This is a genomic window from Methylobacterium sp. Leaf361 (genome assembly GCF_001424445.1).
Classification (GTDB): domain Bacteria; phylum Pseudomonadota; class Alphaproteobacteria; order Rhizobiales; family Beijerinckiaceae; genus Methylobacterium.
Genome location: NZ_LMPY01000009.1, coordinates 118,956 through 136,061, shown reverse-complemented (window position 1 = coordinate 136,061; position 17,106 = coordinate 118,956). Strand labels below are relative to the sequence as shown.

Annotated in this window: 14 protein-coding genes and 1 tRNA gene; 12 read left to right on the top strand and 3 right to left on the bottom strand. The window is 72.6% G+C overall.

Annotated elements, in window-relative coordinates; all coding sequences use genetic code 11:
- Nucleotides 1–21 precede the first annotated feature (21 nt).
- A tRNA-Met gene (locus ASG32_RS08580) sits at nucleotides 22–98 on the top strand.
- Nucleotides 99–165: 67 nt separating this feature from the next.
- Here ASG32_RS08580 and ASG32_RS08575 read toward each other — a convergent pair.
- Nucleotides 166–2,310: a helicase-related protein gene (locus ASG32_RS08575; RefSeq protein ID WP_056524572.1), complete on the bottom strand. Its 2,145-nt coding sequence runs from the start codon at nucleotides 2,308–2,310 to the stop codon at nucleotides 166–168.
- Nucleotides 2,311–2,521: 211 nt separating this feature from the next.
- A complete protein-coding gene (gene gcvA / locus ASG32_RS08570) occupies nucleotides 2,522–3,409 on the bottom strand; it encodes a transcriptional regulator GcvA (RefSeq protein ID WP_056524570.1) in 888 nt (295 codons plus the stop codon).
- A 93-nt stretch (nucleotides 3,410–3,502) separates the two neighbouring features.
- Here gcvA and ASG32_RS08565 point away from each other — a divergent pair, with 93 nt between their 5' ends.
- The gene (locus tag ASG32_RS08565; RefSeq protein ID WP_056524567.1) at nucleotides 3,503–4,762 is read left to right on the top strand and encodes an MFS transporter; all 1,260 of its coding nucleotides are present in this window, start codon (nucleotides 3,503–3,505) and stop codon (nucleotides 4,760–4,762) included.
- Between the two features lie 122 nt (nucleotides 4,763–4,884).
- On the opposite strand, the gene ASG32_RS08560 is transcribed toward ASG32_RS08565, so the two are convergent.
- Nucleotides 4,885–6,609: an adenylate/guanylate cyclase domain-containing protein gene (locus ASG32_RS08560; protein WP_056524564.1), complete on the bottom strand. Its 1,725-nt coding sequence runs from the start codon at nucleotides 6,607–6,609 to the stop codon at nucleotides 4,885–4,887.
- Between the two features lie 153 nt (nucleotides 6,610–6,762).
- Between ASG32_RS08560 and ASG32_RS08555 the strand changes: the two genes are divergently transcribed.
- From ASG32_RS08555 to ASG32_RS08510, 10 genes are all read left to right on the top strand, one after another.
- On the top strand, nucleotides 6,763–7,332 hold the full coding sequence (locus tag ASG32_RS08555; RefSeq protein WP_056524561.1) for a DNA-3-methyladenine glycosylase: 570 nt from the start codon (nucleotides 6,763–6,765) through the stop codon (nucleotides 7,330–7,332).
- A 100-nt stretch (nucleotides 7,333–7,432) separates the two neighbouring features.
- Complete coding sequence (locus ASG32_RS08550) at nucleotides 7,433–8,587, top strand: zinc-dependent alcohol dehydrogenase (protein ID WP_026605383.1); 1,155 nt, start codon at nucleotides 7,433–7,435, stop codon at nucleotides 8,585–8,587.
- A gap of 10 nt (nucleotides 8,588–8,597) precedes the next feature.
- Nucleotides 8,598–9,092 carry a hypothetical protein gene (locus ASG32_RS08545; protein WP_056524559.1) on the top strand — a complete coding sequence of 165 codons (495 nt, stop codon included), beginning with the start codon at nucleotides 8,598–8,600 and terminating at the stop codon, nucleotides 9,090–9,092.
- A 146-nt stretch (nucleotides 9,093–9,238) separates the two neighbouring features.
- The gene (locus ASG32_RS08540; RefSeq protein ID WP_020096064.1) at nucleotides 9,239–10,393 is read left to right on the top strand and encodes a transporter substrate-binding domain-containing protein; all 1,155 of its coding nucleotides are present in this window, start codon (nucleotides 9,239–9,241) and stop codon (nucleotides 10,391–10,393) included.
- Nucleotides 10,390–11,016, top strand: a complete 627-nt coding sequence (locus tag ASG32_RS08535) for an ANTAR domain-containing protein (protein ID WP_020096063.1) — start codon at nucleotides 10,390–10,392, stop codon at nucleotides 11,014–11,016. The genes ASG32_RS08540 and ASG32_RS08535 overlap by 4 nt, the downstream gene beginning before the upstream one ends.
- A 175-nt stretch (nucleotides 11,017–11,191) precedes the next feature.
- Nucleotides 11,192–12,037, top strand: a complete 846-nt coding sequence (locus tag ASG32_RS08530; RefSeq protein WP_056524556.1) for a nitrilase family protein — start codon at nucleotides 11,192–11,194, stop codon at nucleotides 12,035–12,037.
- A gap of 37 nt (nucleotides 12,038–12,074) precedes the next feature.
- A complete protein-coding gene (locus tag ASG32_RS08525; RefSeq protein WP_056524553.1) occupies nucleotides 12,075–13,232 on the top strand; it encodes a substrate-binding protein in 1,158 nt (385 codons plus the stop codon).
- Between the two features lie 358 nt (nucleotides 13,233–13,590).
- On the top strand, nucleotides 13,591–14,424 hold the full coding sequence (locus ASG32_RS08520) for a branched-chain amino acid ABC transporter permease (protein ID WP_056524550.1): 834 nt from the start codon (nucleotides 13,591–13,593) through the stop codon (nucleotides 14,422–14,424).
- A 94-nt stretch (nucleotides 14,425–14,518) separates the two neighbouring features.
- Nucleotides 14,519–16,270: an ATP-binding cassette domain-containing protein gene (locus ASG32_RS08515; protein ID WP_280141558.1), complete on the top strand. Its 1,752-nt coding sequence runs from the start codon at nucleotides 14,519–14,521 to the stop codon at nucleotides 16,268–16,270.
- Entirely contained in the window at nucleotides 16,263–17,006 is a 744-nt protein-coding gene (locus ASG32_RS08510; RefSeq protein ID WP_082557792.1) for an ABC transporter ATP-binding protein, read from the top strand. The genes ASG32_RS08515 and ASG32_RS08510 overlap by 8 nt, the downstream gene beginning before the upstream one ends.
- Nucleotides 17,007–17,106: the final 100 nt, after the last annotated feature.

Here is a 17,106-nt window from a genome sequence, read left to right as displayed (position 1 = left end):
GGACCAGCCGTACAGACTTGGCGCGGGGTGGAGCAGCCCGGTAGCTCGTCAGGCTCATAACCTGAAGGTCACAGGTTCAAATCCTGTCCCCGCAACCAACGTCATCTGACAGAGCCCGCTGCGCCGAACACGCAGCGGGCTTTTTTCATGGCCCGATGCCGCGTCTCACCGCGCCCCGACAGGTCGCCGGCTGCGCCGCTCGGCCTTGCGGGTCGCGGTCTCGCGCAGGTGATGCTCGATGGCGTCGTTGGCCCGGCCGCGCATGTGGCGGATGGCGTCCACGTCGTCGAAGGTCTCAGGGAAGCGCCGCGACAGCCACAGATAGGCGCTGGCGAGCTTCACGGTCCGCTCCTGGTAGTCGAGCGCGCCCGAGAGGTTGCCGCGCAGAGCCGGGACCGTGAGGCCGGCGGCGCGCGCCTGGCACCAGCGCTCCAGCAGCCCCATGGCGATCTCGTCGCGCCGGTCGATCGGGCAGACCGAGAAGGCGAACTTCTCCTCGATCGGCAGCCGCGCCCGGTCGACGATCCGGGCCACCTCCAGCACCTCCTCCAGGGCCGAGGGCTGGAACGGCGAGCCCGCGTAGAAGGTCGCGCGGGCGAAGTGGGTCAGTACCTCGTGCAGGCTGTGCGTGCGCATCTCCTCGGCCACCGAGCGGATCGCCCCGAGATCCGGGCGGACGAAGAAGCGCGTGTCGGCCGCCGGCGCCGTCGGGGCGCCCGAGAGGGCGGTGCGGATCGGCTCGGCGGCGTACGGGTCGGTCGCCGCCACGTAGCCGACATCCTGGTGGCCGTAGCGGCCGGCCCGGCCGGCGATCTGCCGGATCTCGGAATGGGTCAGCGCCCGCTCGGCGGTCCCGTCCCACTTGCGCACCGCCGAGAACACGATCCGCTTCAGCGGCCCGAGGTTGAGCCCCATGCCGATCGCGTCGGTGGTCACCAGCACGTTGGCCTCGCCGGAGCGGAAGCGCGCGGCCTCGGCGCGGCGGACCTCCGGCGACAGGGCGCCGTAGATCGTCGCGACCCGGTGGCCGCGGGCGACGAGGACCTCGCGATTCTCGTGCACGGCCCGGCGGGAGAAGGCCACGACCGCGTCCCCGGCCTCGACCTTCTCCAACGGCACCGGCTCCTCCAGCAGCAGGAGCGGCGACTTGCGGGTGAAGGGGATCACCTCCAGGGACTCGTCGGCGGCCTCGGCGGCGCGGCGGACATACGACAGGGCGTCGTCGGAGCCGCAGACGATCACAGTCCTGGCGGCGACGCCGAACAGCGCGTTGGTCCAGGCCCAGCCGCGGTCGGGGTCCGACAGCATTTGGATCTCGTCGATCACCGCCACGTCGATCGGCAGGGTCAGGTCGGCGGTCTCGATCGTGCGGGCGGTGTGGGTCGGGTTCGTATCGCCCAGCACCTCCTCCCCGGTGACCATGCCGGCGCGCAGGCCGCGCTCGCGCAGGGTCTCGTAGTTCTCCAGCGCCAGCAGCCGGAGCGGCGCGAGGTAGGCTCCGGTCTCGGCCGCCGTCAGGTGCTGGAGCGCCGCGTAGGTCTTGCCGGAATTGGTCGGCCCCATGTGGAACACGATCTTCCGGTCGAGGCGCCGGGCGGCGGTGAACCGCTCGATATAGGCGCCGAAGCCGACCTGATCGCGCAGCCGCCGCAGGCGCGAGCCCTCGCGCGCCACCGCCTTGGCGTGGCGGCGGACGGGGGTGAGCGTGTCGTTGAGGCCGCGGGCCAGCTTCGGGCCGTACGTGAAGACCCGCGACCGGAGCGAGCGGTCCATGTGGGCGATGTAGGCGGCGGCGTCCGCCCCGACCTCGCGCAGGTCGACGAGGAGCTGCGCCCGCAGCCGGTCGACCGGCTTGTGCAGGGCGCGGGTCGCCTGGAGGGCCGTGCGCGCCACGGCGTCGCGCAGGGCCTCCAGGCGGTGCGTCGGGTCGTTCCGGGCGGCCATGCGGGCGAGGATCTCGGCCGCCTCCGGCTCGGGGGCCACGTCGAGGCGCAGGTCCAGGCGGCCATTGTCGAGGAGCGGGATCTCGGTCCGGATCAGCCAGGTGATGCGGTGGTCCTTGGTGACCACGGCCCGGAGATTGGGGATCGCCTTCCGGATCGCCGGGACGCCGGTCTCCGCGAAGGCCCGGGCGGCCCGCATCTCCCGGAGCGCCCGGGCGACGCGGTCGTCGTCGACCTCGGCGCCGTAATCGGGCAGGTCGAGCTGGGCGAGCAGCCGGTCGAGGTCGACCGCCTCCGGGGCGACGCCGAGCCGCCCCAGGGACTCGATCAGGCTCTCGATCGTCGGGCGGAGACGCTTGCGCGCCATGCGGTCACCTTCGGCAGAAGCGTCTGACGCCAACCCCGACGCGGTCGGGGGCGTTCCGGATCCGATCCATGCGCCGGACGGACGACGCGCGCCATCCCCGAAGGCGCGGCACTGCCGTCTTTGCGAGCGCAGCGAAGCAATCCAGTCGGTGCCCTCCGGACGGAAGGCGCGCAGCCCTGGGTCGCTTCGCTGCGCTCGCGATGACGGAGCGTTACGGATGCCGCGCCGCCTCGGCGAGCCAGCCGCAGAAGGCCCGCACCGCCGGATCCTCTGCCCGCGGCTCGGGGATGTAGGTGTAGTAGCTCCGCGCGGGCAGGGCGGGGCCCGGGAAGGGCAGGGTCAGGCGCCCGGCCGCGACGTCGTCGGCGATCAGCCGCTCGGGCCCCATGGCGATGCCGAGCCCGTCGAGGGCGGCCTGGAGGGTCAGGTAGAAATGCTCCAGCGTCACCGTGGCCCGCGGCGCCAGGTCCGGGACGCCCGCCGCCCGCAGCCAGTCGGGCCAGACCCGCGGCAGCGTCGCGGCGTGCAGCAGCGTGTGCTGCCGGAGATCCTCCGGCACCCGGAGCGGCAGCCGCCGCAGCAGGTCCGGGCTGCAGACCGGGATGCGCCGCTCGGACAGGAACGGCTCGGCGCGGTGGCCCGGCCGGCTGTCCGGCCCGCCCCGGATCGCCACGTCGAACGGCTCCGCCACGCTGGCGAGGGGCACGTTCGAGGTGGTCAGCCGCACCTCGATCGACGGGTTGGCCCGCTGGAAGCCCGACAGGCGCGGGATCAGCCAGCGGAGTGTGAAGGTCGCCAGCGCGTTCACGTGCAGCAGGCGCGGCCGTCCGCGCTCGGCCTGCCGGGCGGTGGCCAGGGCGATGCGGTCGAGGGCGGCGCCGATCTCGGTGGCGTAGGCCGTGCCGGCCTCGGTGAGGACCACGCGCCGGTTGTGGCGCTCGAACAGCGGCAGCCCGAGCCAGCCCTCCAGTGTCTGGACGTGCCGGCTGACCGCCCCGTGGGTGACCCGCAGCTCGTCCGCCGCGCGGGTGAAGCTCCCGTGCCGCGCGGCCGCCTCGAAGGCCTTCACGGCGTTGAGGGGCGGCAGGCGACGATGCACGGGTCAGGTTTCCTCACGCGAGCGTCAGCATAAGTCGTTTGTCAGCTCCGGGCCAGGGCGCCATCCTGATGCCGCACCACGAAGGATGGCTGGATGTCCGTCGCGTCCGATCTGACCGCGTCTTCCGAAACTGCGTCTTCCGAAACCGCGTCCTCCCGGGCCGCGTCCCTGCCGGACGCCCGGCGCACGCTGGTGGCCACCGGCGTGAACCACGCCCTGCACGACGGCTACACGGACCTGATCTACGTGCTGCTGCCGGTCTGGCAGGCGGAGTTCGGCCTCGACTACGTCGCCCTGGCGTTCCTGCGCTCCCTCTACAACGGCGCCCTGGCGGCGCTGCAGATGCCGGCGAGCCGCCTCGCCCAGGCCTGGGGTGCCCGCACCGTGCTGGTGCTCGGCACCGTGCTCAGCGCGGCCGGCTACGCGATCGCCGGCGCCTCGGGCGGCCTCGTCGGGCTCGGGATCGGGCTCCTGCTCGGCGGCGCCGGCAGCAGCACCCAGCATCCCCTGGCGTCCGCGGTGATCGCCCGGGCCTACGGGCCCGGCGCCCGCGGCCCGCTCGGCACCTACAATTTCACCGGCGATCTCGGGAAGGCGGCGGTCCCGCCCCTGGTCGGCCTGCTGCTGACCCTGACGGGCTGGCGGCACGCGCTCTGGGTGATCGCCGGCGCCGGGATCGTGGTCGCGCTCGCGGTCGCGCGCCTGCTGCCGCGTGATCCGGCGTCACGCAGCGGCGGCGCCGCTGCGCGGCCGGCGCCCCATGCGTCCGCGACCGGGCCGGGGAGCGGCACGGGCTTCCGGCTGCTCGTCGCCATCGGCATGCTCGACAACGCCGCGCGGCCGGCCTTCCTGCTCTACCTGCCGTTCCTGCTGCAGGAGAAGGGCGCGGCGCTGACCACGGTGGGCCTCGCCCTGTCGCTGGTCTTCGTCGGCGGCGCGCTCGGCAAGGCGGTCTGCGGGCGCCTCGGGGAACGCCTCGGCGTGACCCGGACCGTGATCCTCACCGAGACCGGGACGGCACTGGCGATCCTGGCGGTGATCGTGCTGCCGCTGGCTCCCGGGCTGATCCTGCTGCCGCTGCTCGGCGTGATGCTGAACGGCACCTCGTCGGTTCTCTACGGGACCGTCCCGGAACTGGCACCCGGCGGCCGGGTCGAGCGGGCCTTCGCGGTGTTCTACACCTGGACGCTCGGCGGCAGCGCGCTGGCGGCACCGCTGCTCTACGGGCGGCTCGGCGACGCGGCCGGCCCGCACTGGGCGGCCGTGGCGGCGGCCGGGACGGCGCTCGCCGTGGTGCCGCTGATGCTGGCCCTGGCGCCGCGCCTCGGGGCGGCGCACCGGCAGCGGGCCTGAGGCGCGCCGTCCGCTCGGATCACCCGTCATCGCGCGCGCAGCGAAGCGACCCGGGGATGCGCGACGCCGAGAACCGCGGTGCCACACTGGATTGCTTCGCTCCGCTCGCAAAGACGTTCGCGTCAGGCGTTTCCGAGAGTGCTGACCCGGACGGCCTCGGACCGGCCGTCCACCGCCACGTCCCGGATCTCCGCCGGCGCCACGCGGGCCGCCGCGTAGACCGCCTCCGACACCACCGCCACGCAGCCGAGGACCTTGGTCAGGCCCTGGAGCCGGGCCGCGACGTTGACGGTGTCGCCGAGCGCCGTGAACCGGGCGTCGGTGGCGTCGCCCATCTCGCCGACGATCGCCGGGCCGGCATGCACGCCGATCCCGTACCGGAGGGTGTGCTCCAGGTCGGCCGCCAGGAGCCCGTTCAGCGTGTCGACCGACTCGGCGATGAGGTCGATCGCCCTCAGGGCCTCCCGGGCGGCCGCCTCGGCCTCCGTCTCCAGGCCGAACAGGGCCAGCAGGCCGTCGCCGAGGAACTGGTTGGTCGAGCCGCCGGCCTCGCGCACGGCGTCGCCGACCGCGCCGAGGAAGCGGTTGATGATGAACACCGTGTCGTAGGGCAGGCGCTCCTCGGCGAGCCGCGTCGAGCCGCGCAGGTCGACGAACATCGCCACGATGAAGCGCTCCTCGCCCGACTGCGCCCGGTCGAGCAGGTCGGCCTGGCGCATCCGCGGCTGCGGCGGCAGCAGCGGCACCACGGCCATGTCGGTCTCCGGCCGGAACTGGCAGGCGAGGCGCACCCCCGGGCCGGCCGCGATGCGCTCCAGCACCGCCCGCTCGGTGCGGCCGGGCGCCGGCGCCCCGTCGCTGCCGTCCGTCACCCGGATCCGGCAGGTCGAGCACCGGCCGCGGCCGCCGCAGACGCTGGCGTGGGGGATCCGGTTGCGCCGGCTCGCCTCCAGCACGCTCGTGCCGCGGGGTACCCGCACTACCCGTCCGTCCGGGTAGCTGAGCCGGATCGTGCCGCGCTTGATCTCGGCGAGCGTCCGCGCGCCGCGGGCCGCGATCACCGCCGCCACGAGGCCCGCGTAGGTCCCGAGCAGCCCGTCCCGGACGGCGGCGAGCCGCGCCACTTGGTCGGGCAGCCCGACATGGACCGGCTGGAGCGCCGCCGCGCGCCACGCCGGATCCTGCGCCAGGGTCATGACCATCCGGCCGCCCTGCGCGAAGCCCAGCAGCGACAGGACCGGCACCAGCACCGCGAGCGCCAGCAGCCAGGGCGCCATGCGGTCGAAGCCGGGCTTCAGCCGCAGCCAGAAATACAGGCCCATGCAGCCGTGGATCCAGGCGACGACCAGGACCGTGACCTGCATCAGGCCGAGGATCGGCGAGGCGATCCAGAAGGCGTAGAGTTCCTGCGCGTAGCCCTTGTCGAGCCCCTCGGTGACGAAGGAGACCCGGGTCCCGACGATGTGGCTGATGAGCAGCGGCGGGATCAGCAGGCCCGAGACCAGCTGCAGGGTCTCGGACGGCCGCCAGTGGAAGAAGCGGGCCGCGTAGAGGGCCTGGAGCCCGAGCAGCAGATGGACCACCAGGGCGCCGTAGAGCAGCGTCAGGCCGACGGGGTTGAGCCAGACGGCCGTGACGAGGTCGAGGCCGTCCTCCATGGCGTCGAGGGAGACGTTGCCCAGGGCGTGGTTCAGCAGGTGGGTCAGCACGTAGCCGAACAGGATCAGGCCGCTGGCCAGCCGGAGGCGCCGCAGGTTCAGGCGCAGCCGCGCGGCGCGCGGGGCCGACCGGGGTTGCGCGCCCGACTCGGCGGACCGGAGCGTCGCGATCGAGGCTGTGCGCACCATGCTGGAGGTCCGAGGGGATCGGTTCTGGGCCCGCCATTCACGGGCCCCTCGTACCAGCAAGACTTCCGTTGCGTCCGATTTATTTCTAATCGCCCGCGTTTCGCCGGATCCCGGCGACGCGGATCGCGCGGGGCCGCCCGCGCCGGAGCCCCGATGCTGGACACCTTCTTCGCCCGCAGCGCCGCCGCGGTGGCCTCCGACCTGATCGGCGCCCGCCTGTTCGTCGGCGCGGCCGGCGGGATCATCGTCGAGACCGAGGCCTACGACAGCACCGATCCGGCCTCCCACAGCTTCCGCGGCCCGACCCGGCGCAACGCCAGCATGTTCGGCCCGCCGGCCCACGCCTACGTGTACCGCTCCTACGGGATGCACTGGTGCCTGAACCTCGTCTGCGAGCCCGGCAGCGCCGTGCTGCTCCGGGCCCTCGCGCCGACCGAGGGGCTTCCCGCCATGCGGGCGCGCCGCGGCCTGGAGGATCCGCGCCTCCTCTGCGCCGGCCCCGGCCGCCTCTGCCAGGCCCTCGGCGTCACCGACGCGCTCGACGGGGCGCCCCTCGCGCGGGCGCCGTTCCGGTTCGAGCCCCGCGCCGCGGGCGATTCCGGGAGCGTCGACGTGGTCAGCGACCGGCGCATCGGCATCACCCGCGGCGCCGAGACGCCCTGGCGCTTCCTGCTCGCCGGCTCCCGGTTCGTGAGCCGCCCGGCGCGGAAGGCCGCCGGGTGAGGGCGGCCGCCCGCCGCGCGTCACCTCGCGCCCCGCCGCGGCCGCCGGGAACTTGGGCATCCGCCTGCGGTTCCCCGGTCGTGGACGAGGGAGCCCCAGCATGCTGGCGATGAACTACCGCGGGCCGTACCGCGTGCGCGTCGATCGCAAGCCGATCCCCGTGTGCGAGCATGTTGAGGATGCGGTCATACGGGTTACGCGAACCTGCGTCTGCGGATCTGATCTTCACCTGTACCATGGAATGGTGCCGGATACGCGCGTCGGCACGACGTTCGGCCACGAATTCACGGGCGTTGTTGAGGAGGTCGGCTCCGGCGTGCGCAATCTCGCCGTCGGCGACCACGTGCTGGTCCCGTTCAACATCGCCTGCGGCCGCTGCCACTTCTGCAAGCAGGGGCTGTTCGGGAACTGCCACGAGGCGAACGCACAGGCGACCGCGGTCGGCGGCATCTACGGATACTCGCACACCGCCGGCGGCTACGACGGCGGCCAGGCCGAGTACGTCCGGGTGCCCTACGCCGATGTCGGCCCCTGCAAGATCCCCGAGACGATGGACCTCGACGACGCGGTGCTGCTCACCGACGTCGTGCCGACCGGCTATCAGGCGGCCGAGATGGGCGGGATCCAGCGCGGCGACACCGTCGTGGTCTTCGGCGCCGGACCGGTCGGCATCATGGCGGCGCGCTGCGCGTGGCTGTTCGGGGCCGGCCGCGTGATCGTCATCGACCACGTCGAGTACCGGCTCGACTTCGCGCGGCGGTACTGTCCCGCCGAGGTCTACAATTTCCGCTCGATCGGGGATCCCGTGGTCTTCCTGAAGAAGACCACCGATTCCCTCGGGGCCGACGTCTGCATCGACGCGGTCGGCGGCGACGCGGCGGGGAGCGCCCTGCATACCCTGATGGGGACCAAGCTGAAGCTCGAGGGCGGCTCGGCGGTGGCGCTCCACTGGGCGATCAACGCGGTCAAGAAGGGCGGGATCGTCTCGATCGTCGGGGTCTACGGGCCGACCGGCAACCTGATCCCGATCGGCAACGTCCTGAACAAGGGCATCACCATCCGGGCCAACCAGGCCTCGGTGAAGCGCCTGCTGCCGAAGCTGATCGCCCATATCGAGGCGGGCCGCCTGAACCCCAAGGAACTGATCACCCACAAGGTGCCCCTCGAGGAGGCCGCGGATGCCTACCACCTCTTCTCGGCCAAGCTCGACGGCTGCATCAAGCCGGTCCTGGTCCCCCCGACGGCACGCGCGTGAGGAGGGGGCGATGAGAAACCGTCCGATCGATCCGTCGACGGTCCCGGGCTGGGGCGTCGACGCGGATCCGCAGAACGATCCGACCTACCCGATGCGCGACATCGCGCGCGACGACAGCCGGGGCATGAACTGGACGCGGCCGCCGCAGCAGCGGGCGCGCGTCGAGATCCTCACCTCGATCGAGTACAACGCCCGGCCGGCGGTCGTCGGCACGTCGACCCCGCCGCGCGGCGTGAGCGGCGTCATCCGCCGGCAGGCGTTCCGCTACAGCGAGTCCCAGTGGGCGCACTGGCTGATGCTGATGGCCGCCGACCGGGTGAACGTGGTCGAGGGCGTGGTCGACGACCTCGCGCGGGGCCGCGTCCCCAACGTCCCGGCCGAGATGGGCGCCCGGGCCGAGCTGGCCCACAACCGGTCCGGGCTGGCGGCGAAGCTCGCGCTGACCGGCGCGGCGATCGGGCTCGGGATCCTGGTCTCGCGCCTGGCCCGGGCGCAGCGGCGCTAGGGCCGCCCCGGAGCCGCTCCGTCCCGGGTCCGCCCCCGGCGCCCCCGGACGACGGCGCGCGGAACGGCTTTCGCGGCGGGTCCTCCCTCGGCTAGGACAGCGGGGCGCGCAGCCCTCCGGGTGCCTGCGGCGAGCCCGGGGGGACCATGGCGGCCAAGGATGAAGCGACGTGGCGGGTCGGCGTCCTGTTCTCCCGCAGCGGGGTGAGCGGCATCACCGAGACCGAGCACTTCCTCGGCACCGCCCTGGCGATCGAGGAGATCAACCGGGCCGGCGGCGTGCTCGGGCGCCCGATCGAGCCCGTCTGCTACGACCCCGCCGGCGACAACGACGCCTACCGCACCCTGGCCCGGCGGATGCTCGCCGAGGACGGGGTCGAGGTGGTGTTCGGCTGCTCGCTCTCGGCGAGCCGGAAGTCGGTCATGTCCACCGTGGAGCGGCACAACGGCCTGCTCTGGTACCCGTCGATCTACGAGGGCTTCGAGTACTCGGAGAACATCATCTACACCGGCGCGACCCTCAACCAGAACGTCTTCGCACTGGCCGACTACCTGATGCAGGAGCACGGGCCGCGGATCTTCCTGATCGGCTCCGACTACATCTACCCGCGGGAATCGAACCGGGTCATGCGCGACCTGATCGAGGCGAAGGGCGGGACCATCGTGGGCGAGCTGTACGCGGCCCTCGACGCGGACGACGCGGCCCACGCCGCCATGATCGCGGCGATCCGCGACGCCGCCCCGGACGCGGTCTTCTCCACGGTGGTCGGGCGCGGCGCCGAGCGGCTCTACCGCGCCTACGCCGCGTCCGGCATCGACCGCGCCCGCTGCCCGATCGCCAGCCTCACCCTGGCGGAGGGCCAGATCCGCGCGATCGGCCCCGAGCACTGCACCGGCCACGTCCTCGCGGCGCCGTATTTCGGCGCGCTGCCCGGCGAGGAGAACCGGCGCTTCGTCGCCGCCTTCCAGGCCCGGTTCGGGCCTGAGCGCCCCACCAGCATGTGGTCGGAGACCGCCTACGCGCAGGTCCACCTCTTCGCCCGGGCGCTCGCGGAGGCCGGCACCCTCGACGCCGAGCGCCTCGGCGCGGCGGCCCTGCGGCAGCGCCTCGCGGCGCCGGAGGGCGAACTCGCCTTCGACGGCGAGACGCGCCACATCTGGCTCACCCCCGGCATCGGGGTCGCCCGCGCGGACGGGCAGTTCGACGTCGTCTGGCGGGCGCGGCGGCCGGTGCGGCCCGACCCGTACCTCGCGTGGTCCCGGTTCGAGACGAACTGGCTGGAGGAGGGGCTCGCCGCGTGACCGCCCCCGCCCGCAAGATCCTGGACGACCTGCGGCGCGCCCGCGCCCTCGTCATCCATCCCCGGGACGAGGAGGCCGCCGCTTTGCTGGAGCAGCTCCGCCGCCTCGGCTGCGCGGTCTCCCTGGCGTGGCCGCCGCCCGCCGCCCTGCCGGCCGACATCGACACGCTGTTCATCCAGCTCGACGACGCCCAGGTGATGCACCTGCTGCCGTCGATCGAGGCGATCGAGCCGGCGGTCATCGCCATCGTGGCCTACGAGAGCCCGACCTCCCTGAAGGCGATCGCCGACGTCAACGCCCACGGCGTGCTCAACAAGCCGCTCCACCCGCGGGGCGTGCTGACCCAGTTCGCCCTGGCCCGCTACCGGCGCGGTTACGAGGGCCGGCTCACCAGCAAGATCAACCGCCTGGAGGAGACCATGAAGGGCCGCCGCACCGTCGAGAAGGCGGTCCGGCTGCTCGTGGACCTGAACCGGATCGACGAGGACGCCGCCTACAAGATGCTCCGGGACCGGGCCACCGCCGCCCGCGTGCCGATGGCGAGCGTGGCCGAGAGCGTGGTCTCCGCCCACGAGGCGATGAGCGGACTCGGCCTGCGCATCGCGTTGGCGGAAAAGACTTGATCGCAGCAGCCTGCCGCATTTATGGTCTTGCGGTCTGTTTCGGGGTGCGTATCGTAGTCTAACCGGGCAAGGTTGCCCCGCAGCAGCAGTGCTGCACGACATCATGGCTTTGAAGCCTCTGGTTCGCGGATGATCTGTCTCCGCGCCCAGGGGCTTTTTGCGTTTCGGAGCTCTCATGGTCCAGGCGAACGATCCCGCGCGCCCGCCGATACGGGTGTCGTGCATCCAGTTCGAGCCGGAATTCGGCGCGGTTGACGCGAACATGGTGCGCGCGTCGGACCTGGTCCGCGCGGCCGCCGCCGAGGGCGGCCGGCTGATCGTGCTGCCGGAACTCGCGAGCACCGGCTACGTGTTCGAATCCGCCGCGGAGGCCGCCGCGCTGGCCGAGCCGGTGCCGGACGGCCCGACCACTCGCGCCTGGGCGGCGCTCGCCGCGGAACTTGGCGTGCACATCGTGGCGGGCATCGCCGAATCCGCTGGCGAGACCCTCTACAACGCCGCCGTGATCGTCGGGCCGGAGGGCTACATCGGCACCTACCGCAAGGCGCATCTCTGGGACCAGGAGAACGTGTTCTTCGCCAGGGGCGATCTCGGCTTCCCGGTCTTCGACACCGCGCTCGGGAAGGTCGGCGTCGCCATCTGCTACGACGGCTGGTTCCCCGAGACCTTCCGGCAACTGGCGCTCGCCGGCGCCGAGATCGTCTGCATCCCGACCAACTGGGTGCCGATGCCCGACCAGCCCGACGGTGAGGCCGCCATGGCCAACACCCTGCACCGGGCCGCCGCGCACTCGAACGGGATCTTCATCGCCTGCGCCGACCGGGTCGGAATCGAGCGCGGCCAGCCCTTCGAGGGGCAGAGCCTGATCATCGGCCCCAAGGGCTGGCCGCTCGCCGGCCCGGCGAGCCGCGACCGCACCGAGACCGTCTCGGCGCTGGTCGACCTCGACGCGGCCGGGCGCAAGGACCTCAACGCGTTCAACTCGCTCCTGCGCGACCGCCGCGCCGACATCTACGGCTGAGCCCGCTTCGCACCGTCGTCATCCAAGGAGTTCGTTCATGGTGAAATGGTCCCTCGTCGGCGCCGCGGCGCTCGCCCTCGCCGCCGCCACGGCCGCGCAGGCCGCCGACGGCAAGCCGATCGTCATCGGCATCCCGATCGGCCTGTCGGGCGCCAACAGCGTCGTCGCCCCCTCGGTGGTGCAGTCGGCCGAGCTCGCCGTGGAGGAGATCAACGCCAAGGGCGGCGTGCTCGGCCGCAAGCTCGTCCTGGAGGTGGCCGACGACGCCTCGGGGGCGGCCGGCGCCCAGAAGGCCTTCGACAGCCTGATCTACCAGAAGAAGGTCGACGTCCTGATCTCGATGGAGACGAGCGCGGCCCGCAACGCCGGCCTGCCCGCCGTCACCAAGGGGAAGGTGCCGTACATCTACACCTCGTTCTACGAGGGCCATTCCTGCAACAAGAACATGTTCGTGGACGCCTGGGTGCCGGAGCAGCAGGTGCCGCCGGTGGTGGACGCCTTCAAGGCGAAGGGCGCCAAGACCTACTTCCTGATCGGCAGCGACTACGCCTTCGGCCGCGGCATGCTGGGCTTCGCCAAGAGCTACGTCGAGAAGACCGGTGGCAAGGTGGTCGGCGAGGAGTACCTGCCGATGGACGGCAGCGACTGGACGGCGATCATCTCCAAGCTGAAGGAGGCCAAGCCCGACGCGCTGATCACCTCGACCGCGGGCGGCGCGCCGAACGTGACGCTGACCAAGCAGCTGCGCGGCGCGGGCGTGTCGCTGCCCTTCGCGAACCTCGCGCTGGACGAGGGCACCGCCAAGAGCATGGGCGCCGACGCCGAGGGCGTCTACCTCTCGGCCTCCTACGTCACCGGGATCGACAGCCCGGAGAACAAGGCGTTCCTGGCGGCGATGCAGAAGAAGTTCGGCGCGGAGCTGCGCACGCCCAACGACCTCTCGGTGCCGGAATACGAGGCGATCTACCTCTACAAGGCCGCCGTCGAGAAGGCGGGCGGGACCGAGACCGCCAAGGTGCTGGAGGCGCTGCCGAGCGTGAGCTTCACCGGGCCGCGGGGCACGATCACCATGAGCAAGCAGCACCACGCGCCGCTGACCATGTATCTCGGCCAGATCCAGAAGGACGGCACCGTGAAGGTCGCCGGCACCTTCAAGGACGTCGATCCCGGCGAGCAGTGCCCGAAGCTGCAGTGAGGGGCGGGGCACGAGGCCTCGCCCGGGCGGGCGACGATATCCACCCGTCTCGCGCCGACGTCGATGACGGAGCGCCACGTGCCCCCTCTCCCGTGCGGGAGAGGGTTGGGTTGAGGGATTAGACGCTCCAGGATCGAGCGCGCCGTCGTCGCGCTGTCTTGGACGAGACTTCTCCGGAGAGGTCACACCCCTCACCCCTGTCCCTCTCCCGCACGGGAGAGGGGACCCGCGCCCGGTCCGGAAGCCGCGGTGCCGTGGTCGATACGTGACTCGGCAAGCCCGCAGAGGGGGAGGGGACCGTCGTCACCCGCCAAATCCCTCCCTCAGCCCGCGACGACACGCGCACCCGGAAACCCCGATGCTGCTCACCCTCGACATCCTGACCACGGCGGCGATCCTGTTCATCGTCGCGATCGGCCTCCTGGCGATCTTCGGCGTGCTCAAGATCATCAACTTCGCCCACGGGGCGTGGCTGACGGTCGGCGCCTACTGCGCGGTGGTGACCGCCAGGCTCGGGCTCAACCCGTGGCTGGCCCTGCCGCTGGCCTTCGCGGTCGGCGCGGCGCTCGGCGGACTGGCCGAGCACTTCATCATCCGCCCGCTCTACCGGCGGCCGCTGGACGCGATCCTCGCCACCTGGGGGCTCGGCATCGTGGTCGGGCAGCTCATCACCCTGGCCTTCGGCCGGGACGTCCAGCTCACCCCGAACCTCTACGCCGGCACCGTCGCGTTCCTCGGCGTCGACTACTCCGCCTACCGCCTCGTGGCGCTCGGCATCGCGCTGGCGATCGGCACGCTGTTCGCGCTCACCATCGAGCGGACCCGGCTCGGCCTCTCGGCCCGCGCGGTGATCATGAACGAGACCCTGGCGCGCAGCCTCGGCATCGACACGGGCCGGGTGCGCCTCGTCGTGTTCATGCTCGGCGCCGGCTTCGCCGGCCTCGCCGGCGTCCTGCTGACGCCGCTCACCAGCGTCGATCCGAACATGGGCGTCTCCTGGCTGATCGGCGCCTTCATGCTGGTGATGGTCGCCGACGCCTCGTACCTGGCGCTCGCGGTGGCCTGCCTGGTCTTCGGGGCCGCGCAGGTCCTGATCAGCACCTTCGTGAGCCCGATCCTGGGCAGCATCGCCGTCGCGGTGCTCGCCGCCCTCGTGCTGCGGATCAGCCCGAAAGGTTTCTCCCGTGCTTGAGACCCTGCCCGCCACCGAGCCCGCCACCGAGCCCGCCACCGAGCGCGCCGCCGCGGCGCCCCGCGGACGCCGCCTGTCCCGCGCCGCGCCCTTCGTGGTCGCGGGCCTGGCGGCGCTGGCCCTCTGGATCGCGCCGCTCGTCCTCGACACCTTCGCGGTCAACGTCCTGACCCGCTCGATGATCTACGCGGTGCTGGCCGTCACGGTGGACCTGCTCTGGGGCTTCGCGGGGATCCTGACCTTCGGCCAGGCGGCGTTCTTCGGCATCGGCGCCTACGCCACCGCGATGATCCTCGCCGCCTACGGGGCGACGCCGCTCGGGATCGCCGCGGCCATCGCGGCGGCGCTCGTCGCGCCGGCCCTGCTCGGCCTCGCGGTCGGCTGGCTGTCCTTCTACCACCGCTCGACCCCGCTCTACGCCTCGGTGATCTCGCTCGTCGTCCCGATCGTCGTCGTGCAGCTCATCTACGCGGGCGGGGAATGGACCGGCTCCAGCAGCGGCCTCGTCGGCTTCGACGTGCTGCCCTTCGAGACCGAGGGCTATTTCCGCCTCGCGGCCCTGTTCCTGATCGCCGTCACGCTGGCGGCCTGGATCCTGGTCCGGGCCGATGCCGGCCGCGCCCTCGTGGCGCTCCGGGACAACGAGGCGCGCTGCGCCTATCTCGGCCTCAACCCGCGGCGCCTGCAGATCCGGCTGACCGCGACCCTCGCCGCGGTGGCGGGGCTCGCGGGCTTCCTGTTCGCCAACGCCTCGGGCGTGGTCGCGCCCGAGAATGCCGGCTTCCTGTTCGGCACCGAGCTGGTCATCTGGGTGGCGCTCGGCGGTCGCGGCACGCTGCTCGGCCCGGTGCTCGGCACCGTCGCGATCGACTACCTCGCGGCGAATCTCTCGGGCGACCTGCCGTTCCTCTGGCAGCTCCTCCTGGGCTCAGCCTTCGTGGTCATCATCATCCTGCTGCCGGGCGGCCTCGCCGACCTCGTCGGCCGCCTCTGGCGGGCGCTGCCGGTGGGCCGGCGGCAGCCGGCGCCGCCGCGCCTCGTCGCGCGGGCGGCCGGGACCGAGGCGGCCGGGCCGGAGGTGACCGGGACCGAGGCGACCGGGACCCCGATCCTCAAGGTCGAGAACCTCGCCAAGGCCTACGGCGCCCTGACGGTGCTGGAGGGCATCGACCTCGAGATCCGGGCGGGCGAGCTCGTCAGCCTCGTCGGGCCCAACGGCGCCGGCAAGACCACGCTGATGCGCTGCCTCAGCGACGGCACCGAGCCGTTCAAGGGCGCGATCGCCGTCGGCGGTACGCCGATCACCGGGCTGACGCCGAACCGGATCGTCGGCCTCGGCGTCGGGCGCAAGTTCCAGGTGGCGAGCGTGTTCGAGAGCCTGTCGGTGGCCGACTGCCTCCGCCTCGCCCGGGCGTCCCACGACGGCCTGAGCCCGGTCGGGCGGGCCGAGACGCTGGGCCTGCCGCAGCCGGCTCTCGACGTCCTGCGCATGACCGGCCTCGACCGCCAGCTGACGCAGCCGACGCGCCTCCTGTCCCACGGCCAGAAGCAGGCGCTGGAACTCGCCATGGTGGTGGCGCTGGAGCCGCGACTGATCCTGCTCGACGAGCCCACCGCCGGCCTGACCAAGGCCGAGCGCACCACCATCGGGACCGTCCTCAAGGCGCTCACCGCCGAGGGCCGGATCGCCGCCGTGCTGGTCGAGCACGACCTCGACTTCGTGCGCGAGATCTCGTCCCGGATCGTGGTGCTGCACCAGGGCCGGCTGGTCCTGGACGGCACGGTCGAGGACGTCGTGGGCTCCGAACTGGTCCGGACCATCTACTCGGGAGGCGCCCATGGGTGAGGCAGTACAGCGGGCAGCACGGCAGATCGCGCCGGCGGGGGCCGCCCTCGCCCTCGACCGGGTGTCGAGCGGCTACGGCGCCGTCGCCATCGTCAAGGACGTGTCCCTGTCGGTCGGGCCGGGGGAGATCGTGGCGCTGCTCGGCAAGAACGGCATGGGCAAGACCACGCTGCTCAAGACCGTCTTGGGGATGGTGGCCCTGCGCGGCGGCGCCATCACGGTCGGGGGCCAGGCGCTCGCCGGCCTCACGCCGGCCAAGCTCAACGCGCTCGGCGTCGGTTACGCGCCGCAGGAGCAGCCCCTGTTCCAGGACCTGTCGATCCGCGACAACCTGCGCCTCGCGGTGCCCTCCGACCGGATGCTGCCGGAGGCGCTCGAGCGGCTGTTCGGCCATTTCCCATTTCTGAAGGACCGGCTGGCCCAGCGGGCCGGCACCCTCTCCGGGGGCGAGCAGAAGATGCTGATCCTCGGGCGCGCCCTGATGCTGCGCCCGCGCCTCCTGCTGATCGACGAGATCTCCGAGGGCGTGCAGCCGTCCATGGTCGAGCGCCTGCGCGGCGTGCTCCAGGCCGAGCGGGCCGCGGGCGTGTCCATGCTGGTGGTGGAGCAGCACGTCGCCTTCGCGCTGGCGCTCGCCGACCGCTACGCCGTCCTCAAGCTCGGCGAGATCGTCGACAGCGGGGCCGCCCAGGCGCCGGACGCGCGGGCACGCGTAATCGATCATCTGGCGGTGTGAGGTCTGCCCGGATCCACCACCGTCATCGCGAGCGCAGCGAAGCGACCCAGGATCGCGCCACGCTCCCGGAGGGGGCGCTGCTGGATTGCTTCGCTGCGCT

Excerpts from the sequence above, each read along its gene's own strand:
- ASG32_RS08530 (WP_056524556.1), top strand. The coding sequence starts at position 11,192 with ATGGTCCAGGCGAACGATCCCGCGCGCCCGCCGATACGGGTGTCGTGC.
- ASG32_RS08520 (WP_056524550.1), top strand. The coding sequence starts at position 13,591 with ATGCTGCTCACCCTCGACATCCTGACCACGGCGGCGATCCTGTTCATC.
- ASG32_RS08510 (WP_082557792.1), top strand. The coding sequence starts at position 16,263 with ATGGGTGAGGCAGTACAGCGGGCAGCACGGCAGATCGCGCCGGCGGGG.
- ASG32_RS08560 (WP_056524564.1), bottom strand. The coding sequence starts at position 6,609 with ATGGTGCGCACAGCCTCGATCGCGACGCTCCGGTCCGCCGAGTCGGGC.
- ASG32_RS08575 (WP_056524572.1), bottom strand. The coding sequence starts at position 2,310 with ATGGCGCGCAAGCGTCTCCGCCCGACGATCGAGAGCCTGATCGAGTCC.
- ASG32_RS08550 (WP_026605383.1), top strand. The coding sequence starts at position 7,433 with ATGCTGGCGATGAACTACCGCGGGCCGTACCGCGTGCGCGTCGATCGC.
- ASG32_RS08565 (WP_056524567.1), top strand. The coding sequence starts at position 3,503 with ATGTCCGTCGCGTCCGATCTGACCGCGTCTTCCGAAACTGCGTCTTCC.
- ASG32_RS08545 (WP_056524559.1), top strand. The coding sequence starts at position 8,598 with ATGAGAAACCGTCCGATCGATCCGTCGACGGTCCCGGGCTGGGGCGTC.
- ASG32_RS08555 (WP_056524561.1), top strand. The coding sequence starts at position 6,763 with ATGCTGGACACCTTCTTCGCCCGCAGCGCCGCCGCGGTGGCCTCCGAC.
- ASG32_RS08540 (WP_020096064.1), top strand. The coding sequence starts at position 9,239 with ATGGCGGCCAAGGATGAAGCGACGTGGCGGGTCGGCGTCCTGTTCTCC.
- ASG32_RS08525 (WP_056524553.1), top strand. The coding sequence starts at position 12,075 with ATGGTGAAATGGTCCCTCGTCGGCGCCGCGGCGCTCGCCCTCGCCGCC.